The sequence below is a fragment of the Enterococcus sp. S86.2 genome, from assembly GCF_059834485.2.
In genome coordinates this window covers 2,717,122-2,742,064 of record NZ_CM206813.1, presented here as the reverse complement: position 1 = coordinate 2,742,064, position 24,943 = coordinate 2,717,122, and the positions used below count along the sequence as shown (strand labels likewise).

Sequence of the window (24,943 nt, the reverse complement as noted above, 5' to 3'; positions counted from 1 at the left end):
CGATTCTGGTAAAAAGCATACCAGAATACAAGTTCCTGATATTTTTTTTAAGAGCTAACCGTCACCTTCCGCTTTTCTTTTGTCCTTTATTTTACCATAGGAACTTGGTTGGTAACTAAGAAAAGACCCAGACAAAAACTGCCCGGGTCTTTTTTACATGCCTAACAGCAAGTTTATTTTTGATTGTAAAGAGATTTCGGCTTGCCGTACCACCAGCCGCCTAGTTTTTTCTGAATCCATGGGATTACCCAACGGTCTAAACCGACTGCGCGACCAGAGCCGTTCATTAAGGCAAAGGCAACCGGGATGAACCAGATGTTAACCCAGTAGAACATACCAGACATACAGAACATGGCAACTAAGATGATTGTTGTACCACTCATTAACCAAGTGAACAAACCAGCCATTAAACAAAGTGCAATTCCGATTTCAACGAAGACCATCATTTTTTGGAAGAACATCGCAACGTCCATATTTGGCATCATCACTTTCATGATGCTGCTGAACCAGTCAGGTGCTTTGTCTAAAACAGCCATTGGTTGTTCGCCGTAACCGTAGCTTAAGCCAAAGTGGGCTGCATGTGCCGCAGCTTCTGCACCACCAGATGAAGCTGCATTTGTTGCTGCATCGGCTGCACCAGAAGAAACAGTTGCAGAAGCACCACCGACAGCGTCGGCTACGCTTGAAGCAGTCGTTGCCGCGGTAGCCGAAGCACCAGAAGCAGCGTCAGCACCAGAAGATGCGGTTGTGGCAGCTTCTTTAGCATATTCCCAAGTCCAAGGGAAGACAGAGTTACCTGTAAACCAAGAACCTTCGCCAAACCAAGTAGATGGTTTTAATACTTCGCCGTTTCCGACGATTTTTTTGAAGGCTTCAATAAACCAAACTAAACCGTAGAAAACGCGTAATGGGACACTCCACAAAACATTGCCGTAACGAGAAGAATGACCTCGTGTTACGTTGCGGTCGTCTTTGATGTGGAAGAATTCGTGCATCATGTATTGGAACATATAATAGCCAGAACGAATATCAAAGAAGTATTTCAAGTTGACGATGTGTTTCATAATGATTGCTAAGAAACCACTTAAATGGATTTTGCCGAATAATTCCGCAACGCCCCATTTCGCACCAACAGAAACCATGAATCCTTGATAGTTACTCTTGAATTTATGTTTTTGACCGTCACCTTTAATAGCAGATACTACGTTTGCTGCCGCACAGTGACCGGTTTGTTCAGCCGCTTGTACGATTTGCGGTGTTGGTGTATTTGGTTGTTCTTCATAGTAAACCAAATCCCCAATAATATAGATGTTTTTATCTTCGTAGCCTTTTGCTTCCATATATTCATTGGCAACTAAACGGTTACCACGAGCTGCTTCTAAACCAAAGTCAGCTGCGTCAGAGGTTGCTTTAACACCGGCTGTCCAAATTAAAGTGTGAGTTGGAATAGTAGAGCCGTCTTTTAATTTAATATGATCTGCGTCAACTTCAACGATTGGTGCATTTAAAACAAGTTCAACATTTTTCTTTTCCAAGTAACGAACAGCTTTGTTGGCATCGTTACGATTTAACATATTTAAAATTGTTGGCATTGCTTCAACAACTTTTAATGTAAATTCGCTTTTATCTAATTTGTAGTCTTCAGCTAAGCGGTCTTTCCAGTCCACTAATTCACCGATCATTTCAATTCCGGTAAAACCAGAACCACAGACAACAAATGTCAACATTGCTTTACGTTTTGTAGCATCAGGTTCAATTGCTGCTTTGGCAACGGTGTGTTCAATGTGTTCGCGAATGCGGACAGAATCTTCAAAAGACCACAGTGTGAAGCCGTGTTCTTTGACACCAGGGGTACCAAAATCATTTGGTTCGCCACCCATACCAATTACTAAGTGATCAAATGGATAGCTGCCAGCTTGTGTTTTGACAACTTTTTGATCTTTGTCGATACCAACTACAGTATCTGTTACTAATTTGACGTTCTTCTTACGGGCAAACAAGCGTTGTAAGTCATATTGAATAGCAGTTGGTTCCACGCGGCCGCCGGCAACTTCGTGTAGTTCTGTCATCATGGTGTGATAAGAATGACGATCGATTAATGTGATTTCCACATCATCTTTCTTCAATTTCTTGGCCATGAATTTAGTAGCGGCTACACCTGCGTAACCCGCACCCACAACGACAATGTTTTTCTTTGTCATTGAAAATCGCTCCTTAAAATATAAAAATAGTATGATAATTATTACACAATCCACACCATTATACAGACTTGTTCGCCATTTGTCTATTCTAAAAACTTCATTAGAATGAGGTTTTTCGCTGAAAATGAGCTTGTGAACATAGACCATTATTGTGAATTTTTCTCAAAGCTGTAAACGGTTGACTTTTACGTCGCTTTAATTACAATGTAATGTGCATCACATGCTTGTCACGTGAGAAGAATATGAAAAGGGGAAATACCATGTTAAACAAAAAATTAGTAGCAGGGTTTACAGTCTTGACGTTTTCTGCCTTAGTATTAGGCGCTTGCAGTCCAGACAAAAAAGATGATAGCGCGGCTAGTTCATCTGCTAAAACAGAACAAACAACAGCTTCATCCAGCAAAGCGGCAAATGCTGACGTTAAAATTGCCGATGGTAAAACAGAAAATGCAGAAGTTCCTGGAGCAGGTACAATTGTTATGCGTCAATTATACACAGCCCCTCACGGAGACAAATCATTTGCAGTTGTCAATGTAACATTAGATGGCGACAAAATTCTTTCCGCCCGGATGGATGAATTCCAATACGTTGAAAAAGGTGACGACTGGACTGGCGTGCCAAATTCAGACGGCAAATTGGGAGAAAACTTCCCGAAAGGTAATATTTTAGTTGCAAAAGAAGAAAACAGCAAAGCATACTCTGCTATGATGAAAGATCATGGTGGCGCAACGCAAACTTGGGATGCTAGCATGACAGCAATCACAAACTTTGTTAAAGGTAAAACAGTTGCAGAAGTAGAAAAAGCTGTTAAAGATTTAGAAGCACAAGGCAAAGATGCAAAAGTTGCCGATGTTGTTTCTGGGGCAACGTTTGCTGATACTAAAGGTTACTTGCAATCAATCGTAGATGCTGCTAAATCAGGTATGGTTTCAGTTGGCGAAAAAACAAGCAACACTGATTTGAAAGAAGCGATGATTTTAGCTGCTCCTCATGGCGATCAATCATTTGCTACTGTAACAGTTGCTTTAGACGGTGACAAAGTAGCTGCAACCTTTGTTGATGAATTCCAATATGTTGACCCAGCAGACTTCGGTGGCGTGCCAAACTCAAATGCTGCATTTGGCGAAGGCATTAAAGACAACTTGGTTTTAGGTTCTAAATATGCTAACAATGAAGCATACTCTGCTATGATGAAAGACCATGCAAAAGCTACACAAACATGGGAAGAAAATATTCACGCCGTTGATGCCTTTGCAAAAGGTAAAACAGTGGCAGAATTAGAAAAAGCTGTTAGCGACTTGAAAGGTCAAGGCGAAGACGGTAAAGTTTCTGACGTTGTTTCCGGTGCGACATTTGCTGATACAGCTGGTTACTTACAAGGAATTATCGACGCTGCTAAAAAAGCTGCAGAATAATTTTTATTAAAAAAATTTTTGAACTTCCGGTCTTTTACGACTGGAAGTTTTTTTGTGAAAAAAAGGCGGGGCAATGCTTTTTCAAATAAAAACACAAAAAGAACAATAGTTGTCAGAACACAGCTTTGCCAGTTTTTAGAAAAAGAAAAAAATGGCAGTTTTTCATGTGAAATTTTTTTCAAAATGAAACGAAATTAAGAAAAATGGCGAATCGAAGATACAATAACAGGCTTTGTGAATCGTTAACAATCATGGAAACGTTTGACTTTTATGTAAGATTAATTACAATGTAATATGTATCACATGCTTAGTATGTGACAAGAATAAGTGAAATGAAGAGGGGAAATACAAAATGAAATCAAAAAAATTAGTAGCGGGTTTTACAGTCTTGGCGTTTTCTGCTTTAGTATTAGGCGCATGTAGTGCAGACAAAAAAGATGATAGCGCAGCAAGCTCATCTGCTAAAACAGAACAAACAACAGCTTCATCTTCAGCAGCAAAAGAAGAAGCAGCTAAAGTTATCGCTGGCGGCGAAATGAAAGACGGTACTTACAAGTTAGAAGAAAAGAACTATTCAAACGGCTACCGTGCAACTTTTGAAATTACTGTAAAAGACGGTAAAATTACTGAATCTAAATACGATAACATCAATGAAGCTGGCAAATCAAAAACTGAAGATGCTGACTACAACAAACAAATGAAAGACAAAGCTGGTATCTCACCAGAAGAATTTATTCCTAAATTCAACGAAGAATTAGTTGCAGCACAAGATCCATCAAGCATGGACGTTGTTACAGGTGCGACACATTCATTTGAATCTTTCCAAAACTATGCGCAACAATTAATCCAAGCTGCTCAAGCTGGTAAAACAGATACAATTGAAATTGACAATGGTGCAGAACTTAAAGACGGCACATATGCATTGAAAGAAAAAAATGACAAAAACGGCTACCACGTTGACTTTTCAATCGTAGTTAAAGACGGTAAAATTACTGAATCTAAATACGATAACTTAAACGCAGACGGCAAATCTAAAAAAGATGACGCTGACTACGAAAAGAATATGAAAGACAAATCTGGCGTTGGTCCTAAAGAATATATCGAAGACTTAAACAAAAACTTCTTAGCTGCAATGGGCAAAGAAGACGGTTCACCTGCTGATATGGACGTTGTAACTGGTGCAACTCACAGCTCACATACATTCATCATCTACGCTGAACAATTAATCAATGCCGCTGAAAAAGGTGACACAACTCCAATCGAAGTTGACAACATTGTAACTGAATAATCTATCACCTGATGAAATCCCGGCTGCTTTTTTTAGCAGTCGGGATTTTTGCGATTTCAACTAGGCGTTCTCTGCCATAGTTGAATCGTATGGGAAGGGAAAATAAATTTTTTTTGAATTAAAAAAATACTGAAGTAAGAGCTAGCTGCGACTTCAACTAGGCGTTCTCTGCCGTAGTTGAATCGTATGGGAAGCGAAAATAAATTTTTTTTGAATTAAAAAAATACCGAAGTAAGAGGAATCTGCGACTTCAACTAGGCGCTCTCTGCCGTAGTTGAATCGTATGGGAAGCGAAAATAAATTTTTTTTGAATTAAAAAAATACTGAAGTAAGAGGAATCTGCGACTTCAACTAGGCGTTTTTCTGCCGTAGAAAAATCCTAAGGGAAAGTAAAGTGGTCACTGGTCAAGTTTAACTATATTTCTACTTTTTTTTGATTATAAAATAATGAAAGCTGTTAGAAATGCCACTTTGGTTAAAAGAAAGTGATAGTTTTCATTTTTTGCTAATATAACGAAAACCATTGTGAAAAAAATGGATAAAATAGTTATTAACTTTGACGGATCACAGCTTTTTCCAACGGTTTAATTTGCACAAAGGAATTTTTATTTTATTTTGTTATTTCATTTTCTTAAAAAAATGAAATATTCCGCTTTTTTTATAAGCTTGTGACTTTGCAAACAAGTTAAAAACCGCTATGATGTAAACGTTGATTTTAAGGAGGAAGGAACATGAAAAAATATTGGCGCCTGCTGTTTATTGCCTTTATCGGCATTTTCTTTTTAGCTGGTTGTGGCAAAGGCGACAGCGAGAAAAAGACGGCAAAATTACGAGAAGAACCTTATTACCAGGAAAAATTTTTAATGGGAACCTACGTTAGAATTCGCGTTTACGACGAAGGGAAAGAAGACGCGATGAAACCGGCTTTTGATCGGGTAAAAGAATTGGCTGACAAGATCACCATTAATCAAAAAGGATCAGAAATTGATGCGATTAATGCACAAGCGGGTATTAAACCGGTGAAAGTAACTTCGGATATGTATTACTTGTTAAAAGAAGCCTACAAATATAGTGAAGAAACAGATGAAGCCTTTAATATGACCATCGGTGCGATCACGCAATTGTGGCGGATCGGCTTTGACGATGCCAGAAAACCAGCCCAAAGCGAAATCGATGCCGCTTTGAAAAAAATTGATTTTCATAAAGTGAAATTCAACGACCAAGATCAAACGGTTTATTTGGAAGAAAAAGGAATGATCATCGACCTTGGTGCGATCGCCAAAGGCTATATTACAGATGAAGTAGTAAAAGTTTTACAAGATAAAGGTGTAACGTCTGCTATTGTTGACCTTGGCGGGAACGTTTATGTTTTAGGTCATAGCAACCGTGGCCAAAAAGATCCGTGGAATGTCGGTATTCAAGATCCTAATAAGAGCCGCGGCTCCATTGTCGGCAGTATCAAAGAAAAGAATCGGACGATTGTAACGTCTGGTATTTATGAACGCTTCTTGGAAGTGGATGGTAAAAAATATCACCATATTTTTGATTCTAAAACAGGTTACCCTTATGATAACGATATTGCCGGAGTATCTATTATTACGAATAAATCCATTGACGGCGATGCCTTATCAACTTCTGTATTTGCAAGGGGGGTTAAAGAAGGGTTGAAATTTATTGAAGAACATGAAAAAGGCAGCGATGCAATTTTTGTTACCAAAGACGATAAAATTTATGTGACCGACGGAATTAAAGATAATTTCAAAATTGGGAAAGACTCTGGTTATACCATGGGAAATCGTAGTGAATTAAAATAAAAAGGTGGGGCGGTTCTAAACGCGTTTAGTTACAGGTGATAAGCCAAAATTTTGCACCAGTTTTCTAAAATTAGGAAAATTGCGGCTAAATTTGGCTTATTATTTTGAATTGTTTATTGCCGCCTTTTAGATGGAAAAAGGAGTTTGTGGTATGTCTTTAAAAGTATTTTTGGAAATCGTGGAGATTAAGACTAAAATTGCCAGTGTTTTCCCCTTCTTAGTTGGGGCACTGTTTTCAGCTACGTTTTATCATTCCTTTCATTTTGGTTATACGCTATTATTTTTTATTGCCATGTTAATTTTTGATATGACGACAACGGCAATTAACAATTATATGGACTTTGAAAAAGCCCATTCACAAACCTATAAGTTTAACGAAAATGTGATTGGGCGGGAAAATGTGTCGCCTAAATTGGTGCGACAAATGATTGTAGGAATGATTTTAACCGCTGCTCTTTTAGGTTTTATTCTAGCCTATCAAACAGGCTGGTTATTGCTCGTGTTAGGTTTGGTGTGCTGTTTTATCGGCGTTTTTTACACCTATGGCCCAGTACCGTTATCCCGGATGCCATTGGGAGAAATTTTCAGTGGTGTAACAATGGGATTGGGGATTACTGCTATGGTAGTTTATATCAATACCATGAGTAGCAACGTGATGTATTTAAACGTTGATTTTGCGAGCGGTAAGTTTTCCTTTGACGGAAATTTCTGGCTGATTGCAGCGCTAGTTTTAGCCGCAATACCTTTAATTTGTACGATTGCCAATATCATGTTGGCAAATAATTTGCGAGATTTGGAAACAGATATTAAAAACCATCGCTATACTTTGGTTTATTACATTGGACGCGAGCACGGAATTCACTTGTTTTCGTATTTGATGTATGCCAGTTACGTGGCAATTTTGGTCGGTGTGTTACTGCAAGTCTTCTCTTGGCCGCTGCTTTTGGTCTTTTTAACTTTGCCAAAAATCCGCCAAAATTTAATTGCCCACAAAAAAGAATTGCCTGCACCCCATAGTTTTGTTTATTCCTTGAAAAACATGGTGCTCTTTAATAGTGCCTATGTTATCTGCCTAGGCTTGTCTTTAATCTGGCAATTGCTACGCTAACAGATAAAACCCAACCAAATAAACGCCCAGCAAAGCAGACTAGAAATTTCTAGTCTGCTTTGCTGGGCGTTTTTTATGTCAAAATAAATACGCGTTACTTTCACAAAAAAAGTTAGTGCTCTTTTTAACTGAACTTTTCTGCCTTATTTGCCAATGGAGCTGAGACTGATCTCGCCAGAGTTTAAGGTGAAGGTTTGTTGTGGCGTAGCTACGACTAGCTGGCCTTCATCGGTAATATCTTTAGCAATACCGGAATACGTTTTTCCGCCCTGCGTAAAGCTGACATTTTGCCCCAAAACAAAAGAGCGCTTGCGATACTCAGTTAAGAAATCTTGCTTGGGTAATTGCGCTAATAGGTCAAAAAAGTGCCGCCAAATTTCATTGATTAATTGATTACGTTCAAAAGGTGGCGTACCCCCTTCGGCAAAAAGGGAAGTGGCTTTTTGTTGCAGGTCACTTGGAAAATCTTTTTGTGGAATGGCAAAGTTAAAGCCCATACCGATAATCACGTGGGAAATAATGCCAGACTCAAAATCGCTTTGGGCTTCTGAAAGGATGCCGCAAATTTTACGCCCCTCCAAATAAATATCGTTGACCCATTTAATTTGTGGTTTGCGGGTTGTTAATTTTTCAATCGCCTGGCAAACAGCCACAGCCGCCAAAACGGTATACTGGGGTAATTCCGCAAAAGATTGGTTAGGAGTTAGTAGTAAACTCATGTAAATGCCTTCGCCTTTTTGCGCGAAAAACGGGCGGTTAAAGCGGCCGTGCGCCGCTGTCTGCATATCGGCTACGACTAAAAAGGGTGCTTTAATACCACTAACTTGGGCAAGTTTGGCATCTTTCATCGTCGATTCCGAGATGTCTTTTGTCGCCACTGCTAAATCAGGTAAACCAGCGGCAATGGCTACATCATCCAAGCGATCTTGTGGTAAATAACGGTAACCTGTTTTTAAATGCTCAAAAGTATAACCGACTTTTTCCAATTCTTTAATTGCTTTCCAGACAGCAGTACGGGAAATAGCTAATTCTTGGGCAATTTTTTCTCCGGATAAAGTGGCGTTATTTTGTTTTAAAAGTTGTAATACGCGGTCTTTTGTCGTCAAGAAAAAACCTCCTATCTATTTTTATGGTCATATAAAAGATAAAGGATTAATGCTAAAAAAGAAACAAAAAGACAGCCAATTCGTATTAATAAAATCGTTGGGGACTCAAAATGCCGGTGATTCAGCACTTGGCTGAAGAAAAATAATAATAATAGCAGCAAAACGGCTAAAATTATTTTGTGGCGGTCCCACTTAATAAAAAAGGCAGCAATAATTAGAAAAAGTAGCACCGGTACCCAAAAAATGAGGCCGCTAATTTTCTCCATACAAAACACTCCAAATAAAAGATTCAATTTTTTGCTGTAAAGCCAGACAGCTTCAGTTTAATGCCAAAAGACTAACCGAGTTCATTTGGCTTTCCTATTGTGTTAGCTTCATGAACTAACTTTCTACGGCTTTAAGTTAAAACTTCAAAAAATTTGAAAAACAATTTATTGCACTTCCACCTTAAAGCTTGCAAGTTAATCGAGTTCATTTGGCTTTCCTATTGAACTATATTTTTTTGTAGAAAGTCACGAAAAAATTGTTAATAATTGAACAAGAGCGGCTAAGTTTTTTCAAAGGAAAAGAATTTGTTTCACCATTTTGAAAAGAATCAAATGAAAGAATGAATCTTTAACAAACTATTAAGGAAAGCCGTCGGCACTGGGAGAAACCATTGACAAAATGGTATTTGGTCTGTATAATCGACAGAGCAAAAACTATCTGATGAAAAGAAGGAAGCAGGAACGATCTATTGTCCGTTTCGGCTTTGCCATAGGAAAACAAAAGTAGAAAGGTCAATTTGAACGTTCTATCTTTTGGTTTTTTTTATGCCCAAAAGCCGCAAAAAATGCTTTTTGTTACGAAAGTTTAATATTTGTAATCTTTTTGTAACGAAAGTTGGATAGCCTTTTTGAAAGAAATTTTTGAGGGGTGAAGAGCTTGGCTGGACACGTAGTAAAATACGGGAAACATCGCGAACGTAGAAGTTACGCTAGAATCAGTGAAGTATTGGAATTACCGAATTTGATCGAAATTCAAACCGACTCTTACCAATGGTTTTTAGATGAAGGTTTACGTGAGATGTTTGAAGACATCTTACCAATTGATGATTTTAACGGTAATTTGTCACTGGAATTTGTTGATTACGACTTGAAGGAACCAAAATACACAGTTGAAGAAGCTCGCGCGCATGATGCAAACTATTCGGCGCCACTACATGTTACTTTGCGTTTGACAAACCGGGAAACTGGCGAAATTAAATCACAAGAAGTTTTCTTCGGTGATTTCCCATTGATGACCGAACAAGGTACATTCATCATCAACGGTGCTGAACGGGTTATCGTATCACAGTTGGTACGTTCACCAGGTGTTTATTTCCACGGTAAAGTAGATAAAAATGGTAAAGAAGGCTTTGGTTCAACTGTTATTCCTAACCGTGGTGCATGGTTGGAAATGGAAACAGACGCCAAAGATATTTCCTATGTACGGATTGACCGCACACGTAAAATTCCATTAACAGTATTGGTTCGGGCGTTAGGTTTTGGCTCCGACGATACAATTCTTGAAATTTTTGGCGAAAGCTTATCATTACGCAACACAATCGAAAAAGACTTGCATAAAAACGCAAGTGATTCTCGTACTGAAGAAGGCTTAAAAGATATTTACGAACGACTACGTCCAGGAGAACCAAAAACTGCGGACAGTTCTCGTAACCTTTTGAATGCCCGCTTCTTTGATCCAAAACGTTACGACCTTGCCAATGTCGGTCGTTACAAAGTAAACAAAAAATTAGACCTTAAAACACGTCTATTGAACTTAACGTTAGCTGAAACTTTGGTTGACCCTGAAACAGGTGAAATCATCGTTGAAAAAGGCACTGTTTTGTCTCACCAAGAAATGGACAAATTAGCACCTTTCTTAGATAACGGTTTGAATGCTGTTACGTATTATCCTTCAGAAGATGGTGTCGTGACAGAACCAATGACAGTTCAAGTGATTAAAGTATTTTCACCAAAAGATCCAGAACGAGAAGTTAACGTAATCGGTAACGGCTATCCTGACGCTTCTGTGAAAACAGTTCGCCCTGCAGATATCATTGCTGCTATGAGCTACTTCTTCAACTTAATGGAAAGTATCGGCAATGTTGACGATATCGACCACTTAGGTAACCGTCGGATTCGCTCCGTTGGTGAATTATTACAAAACCAATTCCGTATCGGTTTAGCCCGGATGGAACGTGTGGTAAGAGAACGGATGTCTATTCAAGACACTGAAACGCTAACACCACAACAATTAATCAATATTCGTCCAGTTGTGGCAAGTATCAAAGAATTCTTTGGTTCTTCTCAGTTGTCACAGTTCATGGACCAAACAAACCCATTAGGTGAGTTAACCCACAAACGTCGTCTATCAGCCTTAGGGCCTGGTGGTTTGACACGGGATCGTGCCGGCTATGAAGTTCGAGACGTTCACTATTCTCACTATGGTCGTATGTGTCCAATTGAAACGCCTGAAGGTCCAAACATCGGGTTGATCAATAGTTTGGCATCATACGCAAAAGTAAATAAATATGGCTTTATTGAAACACCATATCGTCGTGTGGACCGTGCAACTGGCCGTGTAACGGATCAAATCGACTATTTAACAGCCGATATTGAAGACCATTACGTGGTTGCCCAAGCAAACAGCCCATTAAATGAAGATGGTAGTTTCAAAGAAGAATTAGTGATGGCCCGTGCAACTTCTGAAAACTTAGAAGTAACGATTGATAAAATTGATTACATGGACGTATCGCCAAAACAAGTAGTTGCAGTTGCGACTGCATGTATTCCTTTCTTAGAAAACGATGACTCCAACCGTGCCTTGATGGGTGCCAACATGCAGCGTCAAGCTGTGCCGTTGATTAACCCTAAATCACCATGGGTTGGGACTGGGATGGAATATAAATCAGCTCATGACTCAGGTGCTGCTTTATTATGTAAAAACCCAGGTGTCGTTGAATTTTGTGATGCATCTGAAATTCGTGTTCGTCGTGAAGACGGGGCATTAGATGTCTACTCTGTTACAAAATTCCGTCGTTCAAACTCAGGTACTAGCTACAACCAACGCCCATTAGTAAAACTAGGGGAAGAAGTTGAAAAAGGCGATATCCTAGCTGACGGACCTTCCATGGAGAACGGGGAAATGGCCTTAGGACAAAACGTTTTAATTGGTTTCATGACTTGGGAAGGTTACAACTACGAAGATGCCATCATCATGAGCCGTCGTTTGGTTAAAGATGATGTTTATACTTCGATTCATATTGAAGAATACGAATCAGAAGCTCGTGATACAAAATTAGGACCTGAAGAAATTACCCGCGAAATTCCAAACGTTGGGGAAGATGCATTGAAGAACTTGGACGAAATGGGGATTATCCGCATTGGTGCCGAAGTAAAAGACGGCGACTTATTAGTTGGTAAAGTAACGCCAAAAGGTGTAACGGAATTATCAGCTGAAGAACGTCTATTACATGCTATCTTCGGTGAAAAAGCCCGCGAAGTTCGCGACACTTCTCTTCGTGTTCCTCACGGCGGTGGCGGTATCGTCCACGACGTGAAAATCTTTACCCGTGAAGCTGGCGACGAATTATCACCAGGGGTTAATATGTTAGTGCGCGTTTACATCGTGCAAAAACGTAAGATCCATGAAGGGGATAAAATGGCCGGTCGTCACGGTAATAAAGGGGTTGTATCCCGGATTATGCCAGAAGAAGATATGCCATATCTTCCAGATGGTACACCAATTGACGTGATGTTGAATCCTTTAGGGGTGCCATCACGGATGAACATCGGACAAGTATTGGAATTACACTTAGGGATGGCTGCCCGTCAATTAGGTATTCATGTTGCAACACCAGTCTTTGATGGTGCAAATGATGAAGACGTTTGGGCAACTGTTAAAGAAGCAGGTATGGCAAGTGATGCCAAAACTGTTCTTTACGATGGCCGTACTGGTGAACCATTTGATGGTCGTATCTCCGTTGGGGTTATGTACATGATTAAACTAGCCCACATGGTTGACGATAAATTGCATGCCCGTTCAATTGGACCTTACTCACTTGTTACCCAACAACCATTGGGTGGTAAAGCGCAGTTTGGTGGACAACGTTTCGGGGAAATGGAAGTTTGGGCACTGGAAGCTTACGGTGCAGCTTACACCTTGCAAGAAATCTTGACTTATAAATCAGATGACGTTGTAGGCCGTGTGAAAACATACGAAGCAATTGTTAAAGGTGAACCAATTCCAAAACCTGGTGTACCAGAATCCTTCCGCGTATTAGTGAAAGAATTACAATCATTAGGTTTAGATATGCGCGTCCTTGATATCGAAGATGAAGAAATTGAACTTCGTGACATGGATGACGATGATGATGATTTAATTACAGTAGATGCTTTGACGAAATTCGCCGAACAACAATCTGCTAAAGAAGTTGAACAGGCAGCTGCCGCTGAAGAAAAAACTGCAGAAGAAGATTTAAATCAAGAAATCGAAACTGCCGAAGACGTTGAATAAGCTTTAATTTAACGGAGCATTTGGCACTTTTCAGTCATAGACTGTCAAGTGTCAAAACTCCCTTAAAAGCTTACGTTTATATTCAGTTGCAACCCGCTAGAAATGAAATGGAGGGAACCCCTTTTGATCGATGTAAATAAATTCGAAAGCATGCAAATAGGTCTGGCATCTCCTGAGAAAATCAGAAGCTGGTCATACGGGGAAGTTAAAAAACCTGAGACCATCAACTACCGCACGCTAAAACCGGAACGGGAAGGTTTGTTTGACGAACGCATCTTCGGTCCTACTAAAGACTGGGAATGTGCTTGTGGTAAATACAAACGCATCCGTTACAAAGGCATCGTCTGTGACCGTTGTGGCGTGGAAGTAACACGCTCAAAAGTACGTCGTGAACGTATGGGTCACATTGAATTAGCTGCTCCGGTTTCACATATTTGGTATTTCAAAGGTATCCCATCACGGATGGGCTTAGTTTTAGACATGAGCCCACGGGCATTGGAAGAAGTTATTTACTTCGCTTCTTATGTCGTAATCGATCCAGGCGATACTTCACTAGAGAAAAAACAATTATTGACTGAAAGAGAATACCGTGAAAAACGGGAACAATACGGTCAAACATTCACTGCTGCGATGGGTGCTGAAGCAATTAAACAATTGTTAGACAGCGTTGACTTAGACGGCGAAGCAGCTGAATTAAAAGAAGAATTAAAAACAGCTTCTGGTCAAAAACGGACACGGGCAATCCGCCGTTTGGATATTTTGGAAGCATTCCGAAAATCTGGCAACAAACCAAGCTGGATGGTTATGGATGTTATTCCTGTAATCCCGCCAGACTTACGTCCAATGGTGCAATTAGAAGGTGGCCGTTTTGCAACGAGTGACTTAAATGACTTGTACCGTCGTGTGATTAACCGTAACAACCGGTTAAAACGCTTATTGGACTTAAATGCACCATCTATTATCGTGCAAAATGAAAAACGGATGTTACAAGAAGCCGTTGATGCATTGATTGATAATGGTCGTCGTGGCCGTCCTGTGACAGGACCAGGTAACCGCCCATTGAAATCACTTTCTCACATGTTGAAAGGGAAACAAGGTCGTTTCCGTCAAAACTTGCTAGGAAAACGTGTTGACTATTCTGGTCGTTCCGTTATCGTTGTTGGACCTTTCTTAAAAATGTATCAATGTGGTTTGCCAAAAGAAATGGCAATCGAATTGTTTAAACCATTTGTTATGAAAGAATTAGTCCAAAGAGAAATCGCTTCAAACATCAAAAATGCAAAACGTAAAATCGAACGCATGGAAGATGAAGTTTGGGACGTTTTAGAAGACGTCATCAAAGAACATCCAGTTCTATTGAACCGGGCACCTACTTTGCACAGATTAGGTATCCAAGCCTTTGAACCAGTCTTAGTTGAAGGTCGCGCAATCCGCTTGCACCCATTAGTGTGTGAAGCCTACAATGCCGATTTCGATGGGGACCAAATGGCTGTTCACGTACCGTTAAATGACGAAGCGCAAGCAGAAGCGCGGATGTTAATGTTAGCGGCACAAAACATCTTAAATCCAAAAGATGGTAAACCAGTTGTAACCCCTTCTCAAGATATGGTCTTAGGGAACTACTACTTGACGATGGAAGAAGATGGCCGTGAAGGTGAAGGCATGATCTTCCGCGATATGGATGAAGCTGTAACTGCATGGCGCAATGGCTATGTGCATTTACACTCTCGGATTGCAGTTAACCCAAGAACTCTAGGGGACAAGCCATTCACTGAAGAACAAAAAAATCGTTTGATGGTAACGACGGTTGGTAAAGTTATTTTTAACTCCATTATGCCACCAGAATTCCCTTACCTAAACGAACCAACTGATTTCAACTTGACAATCCAAACACCTGACAAGTACTTTGTTGAAGCAGGTACAGATATTCCAAGTTTCATCAAAGAACAAGAGCTCGTTGGACCATTCAAGAAGAAAAACTTAGGAAATATCATTGCAGAAGTCTTCAAACGTTTCAAAGTTACAGAAACTTCTAAAATGTTGGACCGTATGAAAGACTTAGGTTACAAACACTCTACTCATGCCGGTATCACTGTAGGGATCGCTGATATCATGGTTTTATCTGAAAAACATGACATCATTGAAAATGCCCACAAACAAGTAGAAACAATCACTAAACAATTCCGTCGTGGTTTGATTACAGATGATGAACGGTATGAACGCGTTATTGGTGTTTGGAATGCAGCCAAAGATGAAATCCAACAAAAATTGATGGAATCTTTAGATGCGAAAAACCCAATCTTCATGATGAGTGACTCTGGAGCCCGTGGTAACATCTCCAACTTTACGCAGCTTGCTGGTATGCGTGGTTTGATGGCCGCTCCAAATGGTCGTATCATGGAATTGCCAATCATCTCAAACTTCCGTGAAGGACTTTCTGTCTTGGAAATGTTTATCTCTACTCACGGTGCTCGTAAAGGGATGACCGATACCGCCTTGAAGACTGCCGATTCCGGTTATCTTACACGTCGTTTGGTTGACGTGGCTCAAGATGTTATCATTCGTGAAGAAGACTGTGGTACCGATCGTGGTTTAGATATCAGCGCAATTCGCGAAGGCAACGAAATCATCGAATCCTTGGAAGAACGCTTAGTAGGACGTTATACACATAAATCTGTCGTAAATCCTGAAACGGGCGAATTAATTCTTGGTTCTGATGACTTAATCACCGAAGATATTGCACGTCAAATCGTGGATGCTGGGATTGAAACTGTTTCAATTCGCTCTGTCTTCACATGTAATACAAAACATGGTGTATGTAAACATTGTTATGGTCGTAACTTGGCAACAGGTGCTGAAGTTGAAGTTGGTGAAGCAGTTGGTACAATCGCTGCCCAATCAATCGGTGAACCAGGTACTCAGTTGACCATGCGTACATTCCATACCGGTGGGGTTGCCGGGGACGATATTACCCAAGGTTTACCTCGTGTCCAAGAAATTTTTGAAGCCCGTAATCCAAAAGGGCAAGCTGTCATCACTGAAGTTACAGGTGAAGTCATTGAAATCGCTGAAGATGCTGCAACACGTAGTAAAGAAGTGACAATCAAAGGTACGACCGATACACGGACCTACACTGTTCCGTATACAGCACGTATGAAAGTGACTGAAGGAGATTACATCCATCGTGGTGCGCCTCTAACTGAAGGTTCTATCGATCCAAAACAATTGTTACAAGTTCGCGATGTTTTATCCGTTGAAAACTACCTATTACGGGAAGTACAACGTGTTTACCGTATGCAAGGGGTAGAAATCGGTGACAAACATATCGAAGTTATGGTTCGTCAAATGTTGCGTAAAGTTCGCGTAATGGACCCAGGTGATACTGAAATTTTACCAGGTACATTATTAGACATTGCCGACTTTAAAGACCAAAACTACAACACATTGGTTGCTGGTGGCGTACCTGCGACATCTCGTCCAGTGTTACTAGGGATTACAAAAGCATCATTGGAAACAAATAGTTTCTTATCTGCTGCGTCATTCCAAGAAACAACACGAGTGTTAACAGACGCTGCAATCCGTGGTAAACGTGACCCATTACTAGGCTTGAAAGAAAATGTTATCATCGGGAAAATCATTCCTGCTGGTACTGGTATGGCACGTTACCGCAATATGGAACCAAAAGAAGTTACGGTTGCTTCTGAAAATGTGTATAGCATTTCAGACATCGAAGCCCAAATGGCGGCAGAAGATGCCTTAAACAACCAAGACTAATGCGTTAGTATTAAAAGTCGCGGCAGAACGCTTACGAAAATGCCGTTTATTTTTGGAAATGAGTCAGGACAAAATTTTTGTCCTGGCTCATTTTTTTTGATTATAAGAAAAGTAGGGATTGTCGTAGGAATAAATTATCTTTTTTTCTAAGCCTGCTTGTACCGCAAGAAAATAGGCAGGATAAATAAACCTTAGCCAAATCAGAAATTTAGCAGCTAGGTTTAGGATTTTTATAATCAATTTTTTGAAAATGAAGTTAAATTATGGAATTTTCAAAGTCACAAGTTTAAAAGATGCCGTCAAGGGAACTCCCATGCTAAAATAAAGAGAGCATGTATCGTTTTGTTAAAGTGTAGGACGAGGAAAAGCCCACAGCTTAAAAAAGGGATAAAGGGCAATCTGTCGCTATTTTTTTGCAGTAGTTTTGCTACGATAAAGTACAAAAGTCCGAAACTACTGCTAAGAAAAAGCAGCATAGAAAATTGCCAGAAAGATAACCAAGGGCTCCACGCCAGCAATAATAAAAGGTCACCAACCCCCAATTTCTCACGGTAGTAATAACTAAAAAGCGCTGCAAATAGGAGGCAATAAAGGAATGTCTGCCAATGAAAAGGCATCTTTAAATAAGACTGCCCAAGCCATAGCACAAGACTTGTTACCAAGAAGATACTGGTTTCTAAAATTTTGAAATAGTAGTCGGAAATACTCAAAAGCCAAGCAGAATATAGCCAAAAACAAGTGATGATCGGGTTTACCGGCGAATAATTTAAGCATAAAGTAAAGAGCAGTCCGCAAGTAGTTTCTGCAATAAGGTAATCAAAGGGGATTTTTGTTTGGCAGTGACGACAGCGTCCTTTTTGTAAGAGAAAGCTTAACAGTGGAATCAATTCCAACCAGCTAAGACGCGTGTTACACGCCTCGCAATGAGAGGGAGGAAAAAGTGAGCTATTTTTAGGCAGACGCGTCGCGAGAAGATAACCAAAAGAGCCAAAGCAACAGCCAATAATAAAAGTCATAACCATTCTCCTTTCAAAATAAATTACGCAAAAAATATGTAACTTATTTATGAAAAAATATATGATTTCACCAAAGCAAAAATTTTGTTTTAATGTTTTAAAATTAGCAGCTATTTATCAAAAGATTGGGAGTGTTCGTATGAAAAAAATCTGGATACCACTCATACTAGTGGCATTATTTGTTTTAGCGGGGTGTAATAAGGCTATTGCTGCCAAAGAGGCGGGTGAGCTGTTCGTTGATCGCGTCGTCTATGACGAAGATACGAAAAAATTTACAGAGAACTTTGCAAATGGAGAAGAATTGAATAAAGGCTTTAAAGAAAATGAGGCCAATTTCAAAGATAATTTTACAGCGGGGTTAATCAGTGTCGGTGATGCCGTTTCCAAAGATGAAGCCAATGAATTAACGGAATTATTAAATCATCAAATCAAAGAAGTTACCTCCTATGACGTAAAGGTAAAAGAAGCAGGTAAAATCTCCAATGTGACATATGAAGTGAAGGGTCTAGATTTTGCTGCCATCATGAAGGAAACTTCAAAAGGGATTACGCAAAAAATGATTGCAGATAATAAACTAGCCAACGATCAAAATAAGATTATTGAAGAAACGTTACAGCTGTTAAGAGAAAATATTAAAACAGCTAAAGCCAAAGAAACAGCTGTTCCAATTATGATCGAAATGAAACCTGAAAAAGGAAAGTGGACTATTGTCAGAGGACAAAGAGACCAAATTAATAATTTATACTTTGCCTTTGTAGCGGGTGTTAAAGATCAAGAAACACTGACAAGTGATTGGAATAAAGCGATGGAAGAAGTCGCAAAAGAAGTACAAGCAGAATTGAAATGACCCAATGACCTCTTGTTAAAAAACAAGAGGTCATTTTTAAAACGGGGGATTTTCAGTAAAGATTCCGCAAATTTACTTATTTTTTAAAAGTATGACAAAATTTGAAATAACGCCAAAGAGTGTTTTGTTGTACTTTTTTCCGATTTCATACTATCATTTTAATGTAAACAATTTGAAGGAGGATGAAAAATGAAATTTGCAAAAACAAAAGAAGTATTAAACCAATTAGTGGCAGACTTAAGTCAAATGTCAATGGTTATTCACCAAACTCACTGGTATATGCGAGGACCTGGTTTCTTGACATTACACCCAATGATGGACGATTTCATGGATGATGTGAACGACCAATTAGATGAAATTTCTGAACGCTTAATCACATTAGATGGCGCCCCTTTTTCTACATTGAAGGAAATGGCTGAAAATACTAAAATTCCTGATGAAGTAGGTCGTTGGGACCGTTCAATGGAAGAACGCTTAGCTACTTTGGTTGAAGGTTACCGCTATTTGGCTGACTTATACCAAAAAGGGATTGAAGTATCTGGTGAAGAAGGCGACGATCCAACGCAAGACATCTTCATCGAATTCAAAACAGCAACAGAAAAACGCATTTGGATGATTCAAGCACACTTAGGCAAAGCGCCTGAAATTGATGCTTAATATTTAAATACTATCTAAAAGATTCAGCGATGTATGTCGCTGGATCTTTTTTTGTTTAAAATTATGGAAAGTCAAAATAAAAAAACAGTTGCGATGTGCTATTAAAATCTATTTTTGTCTTTTTATTTTTTTGTCAAAATCAGATTTTTTGTATGAAATGTTATCAAACTTCCATTACCTAAAAGACTATTCAAGAAAGTAAATGATGATTGTGTGAAAAAACAGAAAAAAATCTCATTTAATCAGTAAAAATAGCCTTTATTTCCAGCCTAAATTACAATTATTTCATTTTTTTTAAGAAAAATTAAGAATATTTTGGTATAGATGAATTTCGTTGTGTTTTAAACAATGTCCTTTTTTAAAAAATAGTTATTTTATAATTTTTATCAATAAAATAATGATAATTTAATTGCTAATGTTTCATTTTTTGTTTGTTTTTCTTTGTAATATAACGGTTTTTCTTTAACGGAAATTAGTTAAACAAAACTAATTTTGGTTTTGAATAAATTTTGTCATTTCAATAATTATTATAAGATAATTGTCATTTTAAATAAAAAAAAATATAAAAACAGAAGAATTGCTGTGATATTATTTAGACCGTGAAGGAGGTGAATGAAAAAAGATGCGCTGTAAAATAAAATTTTTATTATTATTTACTATTTTACTTTCAACTGTGCCCAACCCAGTATTGGCGGCAGCGCTAGGAGATGAAAATGGTAAAGAAGATACGACTGTTAGTAGTAGTGCACAAACTGTAGACTCTACTTTTCTTGAAACAGACAAGAGCGAGACTTCCACTACGACACCACCTTTCAGTAGTGGTGAAAGTAATGTGGCAACTACGCTAGAAACCAATCCTACCAGCACAGCTACGACGACAAAAAGTCAGGAGCAAACAACTGAGGAAAGTAAAGATGTTCAAGTCAAAGAAAAAATGCGCCCCCGTCTGGCAGCAAATGAGGCGGAAGTAAACACTTGGACGGCTTTTGTCAGTGCGGTTCGCGATGAAACAATTACAAAAATTAGTTTAACAGGCAGTTTTGAAAATCCAAGTGCCTCTGATTCCAACTTATCTAGTTATCAACGAAAAAATGATTTGGAGATTGATGGTCGAGGGAATCGCATCCATTTTAAAGATGCATCGATTCGATTGGGGAGCCCACAAAATGCGATTGGTAATTTCCATATGCACGATATTGTTTTGAATCAAAAATATGTTGGGGCTAACTCAGAAGATATCGTCGGGACACGTTTGAATTATACGTATGGTGCAAAATGGAAATACCGTTTTGGAAATGTTACGACAGAGCCTGGCGTGCAACGCTTGGCACGTGCCTCTCATTCAGAAGTAAGAGTATATGGCAAGATGAATATTGATACCCGCGCAGAAAATTTTTATTTAGGTAGCATGATTATGGAAGACGGTACCCAATATAAAGGCAACGTTAATTATTATAACTTCTCTGTTTTTTGGTATAACGTTGCTGCTAGTGCTACGTCAACAGGAGCATCACGAGAATTTACAATCGGCAATAATTGTCGCGTGGACGCAGGACAAACACAAACTTCAGGGAGAACTTATCCTGCGGTTTATAGTCATTATCTAGCATTAACGGTTGGTGAAAATAGTGTTTATAACGTAGACATGCCGGGAAATGCCGTTCGGTTTGATGATGATGGGGCTGGAATGACGATTAAAAAAGGTGCAATTGTTAACTTAACTAGTAAACAAGACTCAGGATCAGTTGTAGCATTTAGTAATAATAATACCTATTTAAATGCTGAGCCGGGGAGTTATTTTTATGTAATTGGCACGAGTAGCCAACCGTTAATTAATGTTTCAGCTAACGGCTTAGGTACCGGAAATATTACGCGTACCGGGAATACCTTTACTTTAAATAGTCCCGCTCAATATGATTTGCGAAACTTAAACAATACAAAGAGTGCGGTGAACGTCGCGAATGGGAACCGTGCTGATAATAATTTTTATATTTTTGATTCGGATATTGATTTGTGGAATGTGGGGGTGCCGGTTTTAGGGCCTTCTAGTGAAACGTATGCAAAAGTTCCAAGTTTGTCTGTTGCAGGTAGTGGTACAAAAGAAGTAGTAAGTACATCAGTGAGTGGTCTGCAGCAATTCAAACAAGCCAATTATCGGCGGATTTCAGGGATGAATCAGAATCCTAAAATTGAATGGACGCCGGTAACGGATGCGGATAAAACGATTGAAGGACGCGTCATAATTGGGGAAGTGCCAGATAATAACGGGTTAGTTGATGGGGAGATCAAATATATTCCCGTGTATGCTTCAGAAAATCAAGCGCAGGTTACATTGACAGATACTTATGGGAATATTCGGAGTGATTTAGCCACGGATGCTAATGGGTATATCCGTTATAAAGAGACAAGTAATCCAGCTCAATTTCAAAAAGCTGGAGAAAAAATAACAGGTATTGCGAAAAGAGGCCCGTGGATAACACCGACAGCTAGCGCAACTACAGTAATTGATGCTACACCACCAGAACCCGCTAAAGTCGATAATTCGGACGCCATCCAAAGTATTACGACAAAATTAACGGGCACTGGGGAACCTAATAGTATTATAACACTAACTGTTAACGGTCAACCACAGGCAAATACATCACAAGTAGTAAATTCCCAAGGAAAATGGGAACTTGATATTTCCAGCTTACAAATTACGCGAGGCGATGTTATCCAAATCTTTTTGCAAGATCAAAGTGGTTTAATTACACAATTAAGTGAGGATCAACGGCCAAGTACAAATAATGATATTGGTAACATTAATCCTAAAGAAGATTTAAATTATCGGGACGCCACATTTAAGGCAGCAACTAAGGTTATCGTTGTGGGAAATTTATCATTAGATACAGTGCCAGATAAACTTGAATTTGGGAGCAATAACATTTCTAATCAAACGCAAAGCTATCAACCAACAATAAACGGTAAGCTTGTGATTTCTGATACTCGTGGCGGTGCTAAAAAGCCATGGCGCTTAACGTTACATCAATCTGAAGCTTTAAAAAACGGTACAGTTTCATTGGAAGATGACTTATCTTACACTTCTTCGCTGGGGGAAAAACAAATTACAACAGCTACGCAAATTGTGGAATCTGGTGAATTTACAACCGATGGTAGCAAAGAAATTTCTGCGAATTGGACAGGAAATCAAGGATTTAAATTAACTGTTCCTGTTGAAAAACAACGCATCGGAGATTACACAGGCAAATTAGCATGGCAACTAGAGGATGTCCCAGGAAATTAGGTGATTAGATGAAAAAAATAATAATCAGCACTGTATTGACGGTATTGTTTGTTTTCACCACAATCCCCGTCTTTGCGGCAGAAAAAAACTATGATAGTAACAGTGTCACTTCTTTTTACGGTAAATATGAATATAAAAAGAATAAAGATGACAAAAAACCTGAAGTAATTTTAACGCCAGGCCCACAGACAACTAACGATGTAAGTTCGTTACCGACTTATAAAGGACAAGAAGTGATTATTCCAGTGACAGGGGATGTCTCCTATCAATTCACGACAATAATGGGTATTGCATTATTGGCGATGATTTTTTTCAAACTAAAAGGAGGCGGGTACACTGAAAAAATTCGAAATACTTAGTTTTCTTTGCCTACTATCCTTTAGTTTGATTGGTGGAATAAAAGCTTATGGATCTGATACTGGGACTCATATCAGATATCAAAGTAGTGAAGATACACTAATTAAACCACTAGACCCACTTTTACCAGATCCTGCAAAGCCAGTAACACCAATTGATCCCACTGATCCAAGCGGTCCGGTCGCTGGGACAGGTGGCAGCCTTTCATTAGATTTTGCTTCTGGTTTTCAATTTGGCAATCAAGCAATTTCAACAAGAAACGAAACTTATTATGCTAAAGCACAAGAATATAGTGATTTTGATGGCGTAAAAAAGGTAGGCCCCAATTACGTACAAGTAACTGATATACGGGGGACAGGTAGTGGTTGGCATTTAGCGGTGAAACAGGCGACACAATTTCAAACGGCAGAAGGACAACTACTTACCGGTGCCGAAATTTCTTTTAGTCAAGGAGAGATGGTGTCAAACCTTGCGGATGATTTCGCACCAATCCCAGTTTCTTCCTATACGTTGCCGCTTAACAGTGAAATAGATGTAGTCGTTGCAAATCAAAATAAAGGGCTTGGAACATGGTTGTATCGCTTTGGTTCAGATGAAAAGACAGGGGCACAAGCTATCTCGTTGCATGTTCCAGGGAAAACAGTGAAGTACGCTAAAAAATATCAAACAGCACTAACATGGACATTAAAAGATGTTCCATAGCAAGTAATAAATAAAAAATATTTAGAAAACGTTAGGAGTAATAGACATGAAAAATATCCGCTTTATGACAGTGGCAGCTCTAGCAGCTTTATCACTTTCTATGGCTGGTGGGTTGGTTTCTCACGCAGCTTCAGTAGCTTATGATTCAAACGGGGTGGTGGAATTTATTCCCAATCCAGATCCCACCAAACCAGTTGATCCCACCAATCCAGATCCTACCAATCCGGTTGAGCCAGTCGATCCAACAGATCCAGACGGTCCAAAACCTGGTACCGATGGCCCATTATCCATTGACTACGCTTCTTCTTTAGACTTTGGGATAAATAAAATTACCAATAGTGATCAAGTGTATTATGCACGGGCACAACAATATAAAGATGGGACAGCCGCAACGCCGAATTATGTGCAAATCTCAGATAATCGCGGGAATAATGCCGGCTGGACTTTAAAAGTAAAACAAAATGGTCAATTCAAAGCTGCAAGTGCGTTAAATGATACATTGACTGGTTCAGTAGTGAAATTAGTGAGCCCGACAGTTGCGAGTAACTCAACTGCGGTTCATCCAACCGCAGCCAGTGTGATTGAATTAAATCCAGATGCCAGCGAAAGTTTGGTTATGTCGGCTAAAGCAGGTGAAGGTGCCGGAACTTATGTTGATCGTTGGGGTAGTGTTGAGACTGTTAAAGAAACAGACAAAGATGGGACACAAGTAGATGCGCAAGTAACCAAAGCTATTACGTTATCTGTGCCAGGTAGCACACCAAAAGATGCGGTAAAATACAGCACGACATTAACATGGAGTTTGTCTGACGTACCAGGAAATTAATAAAAAAGGA

At 39.3% G+C, this 24,943-nt stretch carries 15 protein-coding genes; 12 read left to right on the top strand and 3 right to left on the bottom strand.

Translation table 11 applies throughout. The features are described from left to right. Positions 1–173: 173 nt before the first annotated feature. Positions 174–2,201 (bottom strand): NAD(P)/FAD-dependent oxidoreductase, encoded by a 2,028-nt coding sequence (locus AC6R0T_RS13045; protein WP_206903185.1) that lies wholly within the window; start codon positions 2,199–2,201, stop codon positions 174–176. A 260-nt stretch (positions 2,202–2,461) separates the two neighbouring features. Between AC6R0T_RS13045 and AC6R0T_RS13040 the strand changes: the two genes are divergently transcribed. The 4 genes from AC6R0T_RS13040 to menA all read left to right on the top strand — a co-directional run bounded on the left by AC6R0T_RS13040 (position 2,462) and on the right by menA (position 7,826). Continuing rightward, the gene (locus AC6R0T_RS13040; protein ID WP_206903186.1) at positions 2,462–3,616 is read left to right on the top strand and encodes a peptidoglycan-binding protein; all 1,155 of its coding nucleotides are present in this window, start codon (positions 2,462–2,464) and stop codon (positions 3,614–3,616) included. Between the two features lie 352 nt (positions 3,617–3,968). After that, positions 3,969–4,904, top strand: coding sequence for an extracellular electron transfer flavoprotein PplA (gene pplA, locus AC6R0T_RS13035; protein ID WP_230711187.1), 936 nt, complete (start codon positions 3,969–3,971; stop codon positions 4,902–4,904). Between the two features lie 731 nt (positions 4,905–5,635). After that, the gene (locus AC6R0T_RS13030) at positions 5,636–6,718 is read left to right on the top strand and encodes an FAD:protein FMN transferase (RefSeq protein ID WP_303754232.1); all 1,083 of its coding nucleotides are present in this window, start codon (positions 5,636–5,638) and stop codon (positions 6,716–6,718) included. A gap of 151 nt (positions 6,719–6,869) precedes the next feature. Then, positions 6,870–7,826 carry a 1,4-dihydroxy-2-naphthoate polyprenyltransferase gene (gene menA / locus AC6R0T_RS13025; protein WP_303754231.1) on the top strand — a complete coding sequence of 319 codons (957 nt, stop codon included), beginning with the start codon at positions 6,870–6,872 and terminating at the stop codon, positions 7,824–7,826. A 143-nt stretch (positions 7,827–7,969) separates the two neighbouring features. On the opposite strand, the gene AC6R0T_RS13020 is transcribed toward menA, so the two are convergent. Next, positions 7,970–8,932, bottom strand: coding sequence for a biotin--[acetyl-CoA-carboxylase] ligase (locus AC6R0T_RS13020; protein ID WP_206903190.1), 963 nt, complete (start codon positions 8,930–8,932; stop codon positions 7,970–7,972). A gap of 924 nt (positions 8,933–9,856) precedes the next feature. On the opposite strand from AC6R0T_RS13020, the gene rpoB reads away from it, so the two are divergent. Both rpoB and rpoC read left to right on the top strand, forming a co-directional pair. Next, complete coding sequence (gene rpoB, locus AC6R0T_RS13015; RefSeq protein WP_230711185.1) at positions 9,857–13,471, top strand: DNA-directed RNA polymerase subunit beta; 3,615 nt, start codon at positions 9,857–9,859, stop codon at positions 13,469–13,471. Positions 13,472–13,573: 102 nt separating this feature from the next. After that, positions 13,574–17,245: a DNA-directed RNA polymerase subunit beta' gene (rpoC, locus tag AC6R0T_RS13010; protein ID WP_206903192.1), complete on the top strand. Its 3,672-nt coding sequence runs from the start codon at positions 13,574–13,576 to the stop codon at positions 17,243–17,245. A gap of 299 nt (positions 17,246–17,544) precedes the next feature. On the opposite strand, the gene AC6R0T_RS13005 is transcribed toward rpoC, so the two are convergent. After that, positions 17,545–18,261 carry a prepilin peptidase gene (locus AC6R0T_RS13005; protein ID WP_303754230.1) on the bottom strand — a complete coding sequence of 239 codons (717 nt, stop codon included), beginning with the start codon at positions 18,259–18,261 and terminating at the stop codon, positions 17,545–17,547. 139 nt (positions 18,262–18,400) lie between these two features. Here AC6R0T_RS13005 and AC6R0T_RS13000 point away from each other — a divergent pair, with 139 nt between their 5' ends. The 6 genes from AC6R0T_RS13000 (at position 18,401) to AC6R0T_RS12975 (ending at position 24,933) form a co-directional block, all read left to right on the top strand. Next, positions 18,401–19,108 carry a DUF5105 domain-containing protein gene (locus tag AC6R0T_RS13000; RefSeq protein WP_303754229.1) on the top strand — a complete coding sequence of 236 codons (708 nt, stop codon included), beginning with the start codon at positions 18,401–18,403 and terminating at the stop codon, positions 19,106–19,108. 189 nt (positions 19,109–19,297) lie between these two features. Beyond that, positions 19,298–19,765, top strand: a complete 468-nt coding sequence (locus AC6R0T_RS12995) for a Dps family protein (protein ID WP_206903195.1) — start codon at positions 19,298–19,300, stop codon at positions 19,763–19,765. 622 nt (positions 19,766–20,387) lie between these two features. Beyond that, positions 20,388–23,048, top strand: a complete 2,661-nt coding sequence (locus AC6R0T_RS12990) for a pectate lyase-like adhesive domain-containing protein (protein WP_303754228.1) — start codon at positions 20,388–20,390, stop codon at positions 23,046–23,048. Between the two features lie 8 nt (positions 23,049–23,056). After that, positions 23,057–23,407 (top strand): EF2685/EF0750 family sortase-dependent surface protein, encoded by a 351-nt coding sequence (locus AC6R0T_RS12985; RefSeq protein WP_303754227.1) that lies wholly within the window; start codon positions 23,057–23,059, stop codon positions 23,405–23,407. Positions 23,408–23,432: 25 nt separating this feature from the next. Then, a complete protein-coding gene (locus tag AC6R0T_RS12980) occupies positions 23,433–24,107 on the top strand; it encodes a WxL domain-containing protein (RefSeq protein WP_303754226.1) in 675 nt (224 codons plus the stop codon). A gap of 46 nt (positions 24,108–24,153) precedes the next feature. Continuing rightward, positions 24,154–24,933 (top strand): WxL domain-containing protein, encoded by a 780-nt coding sequence (locus AC6R0T_RS12975; RefSeq protein WP_206903199.1) that lies wholly within the window; start codon positions 24,154–24,156, stop codon positions 24,931–24,933. Positions 24,934–24,943 lie beyond the last annotated feature (10 nt).

What these genes read in the sequence shown, in the direction of transcription:
- AC6R0T_RS13005 (WP_303754230.1), bottom strand. Translation starts at nt 18,261, where the DNA reads ATGACTTTTATTATTGGCTGTTGCTTTGGCTCTTTTGGTTATCTTCTC.
- AC6R0T_RS13000 (WP_303754229.1), top strand. Translation starts at nt 18,401, where the DNA reads ATGAAAAAAATCTGGATACCACTCATACTAGTGGCATTATTTGTTTTA.
- menA (WP_303754231.1), top strand. Translation starts at nt 6,870, where the DNA reads ATGTCTTTAAAAGTATTTTTGGAAATCGTGGAGATTAAGACTAAAATT.
- AC6R0T_RS12990 (WP_303754228.1), top strand. Translation starts at nt 20,388, where the DNA reads ATGCGCTGTAAAATAAAATTTTTATTATTATTTACTATTTTACTTTCA.
- AC6R0T_RS12995 (WP_206903195.1), top strand. Translation starts at nt 19,298, where the DNA reads ATGAAATTTGCAAAAACAAAAGAAGTATTAAACCAATTAGTGGCAGAC.
- AC6R0T_RS13045 (WP_206903185.1), bottom strand. Translation starts at nt 2,201, where the DNA reads ATGACAAAGAAAAACATTGTCGTTGTGGGTGCGGGTTACGCAGGTGTA.
- rpoC (WP_206903192.1), top strand. Translation starts at nt 13,574, where the DNA reads ATGAAATGGAGGGAACCCCTTTTGATCGATGTAAATAAATTCGAAAGC.
- AC6R0T_RS13040 (WP_206903186.1), top strand. Translation starts at nt 2,462, where the DNA reads ATGTTAAACAAAAAATTAGTAGCAGGGTTTACAGTCTTGACGTTTTCT.
- AC6R0T_RS13030 (WP_303754232.1), top strand. Translation starts at nt 5,636, where the DNA reads ATGAAAAAATATTGGCGCCTGCTGTTTATTGCCTTTATCGGCATTTTC.
- AC6R0T_RS12985 (WP_303754227.1), top strand. Translation starts at nt 23,057, where the DNA reads ATGAAAAAAATAATAATCAGCACTGTATTGACGGTATTGTTTGTTTTC.
- pplA (WP_230711187.1), top strand. Translation starts at nt 3,969, where the DNA reads ATGAAATCAAAAAAATTAGTAGCGGGTTTTACAGTCTTGGCGTTTTCT.
- AC6R0T_RS12975 (WP_206903199.1), top strand. Translation starts at nt 24,154, where the DNA reads ATGAAAAATATCCGCTTTATGACAGTGGCAGCTCTAGCAGCTTTATCA.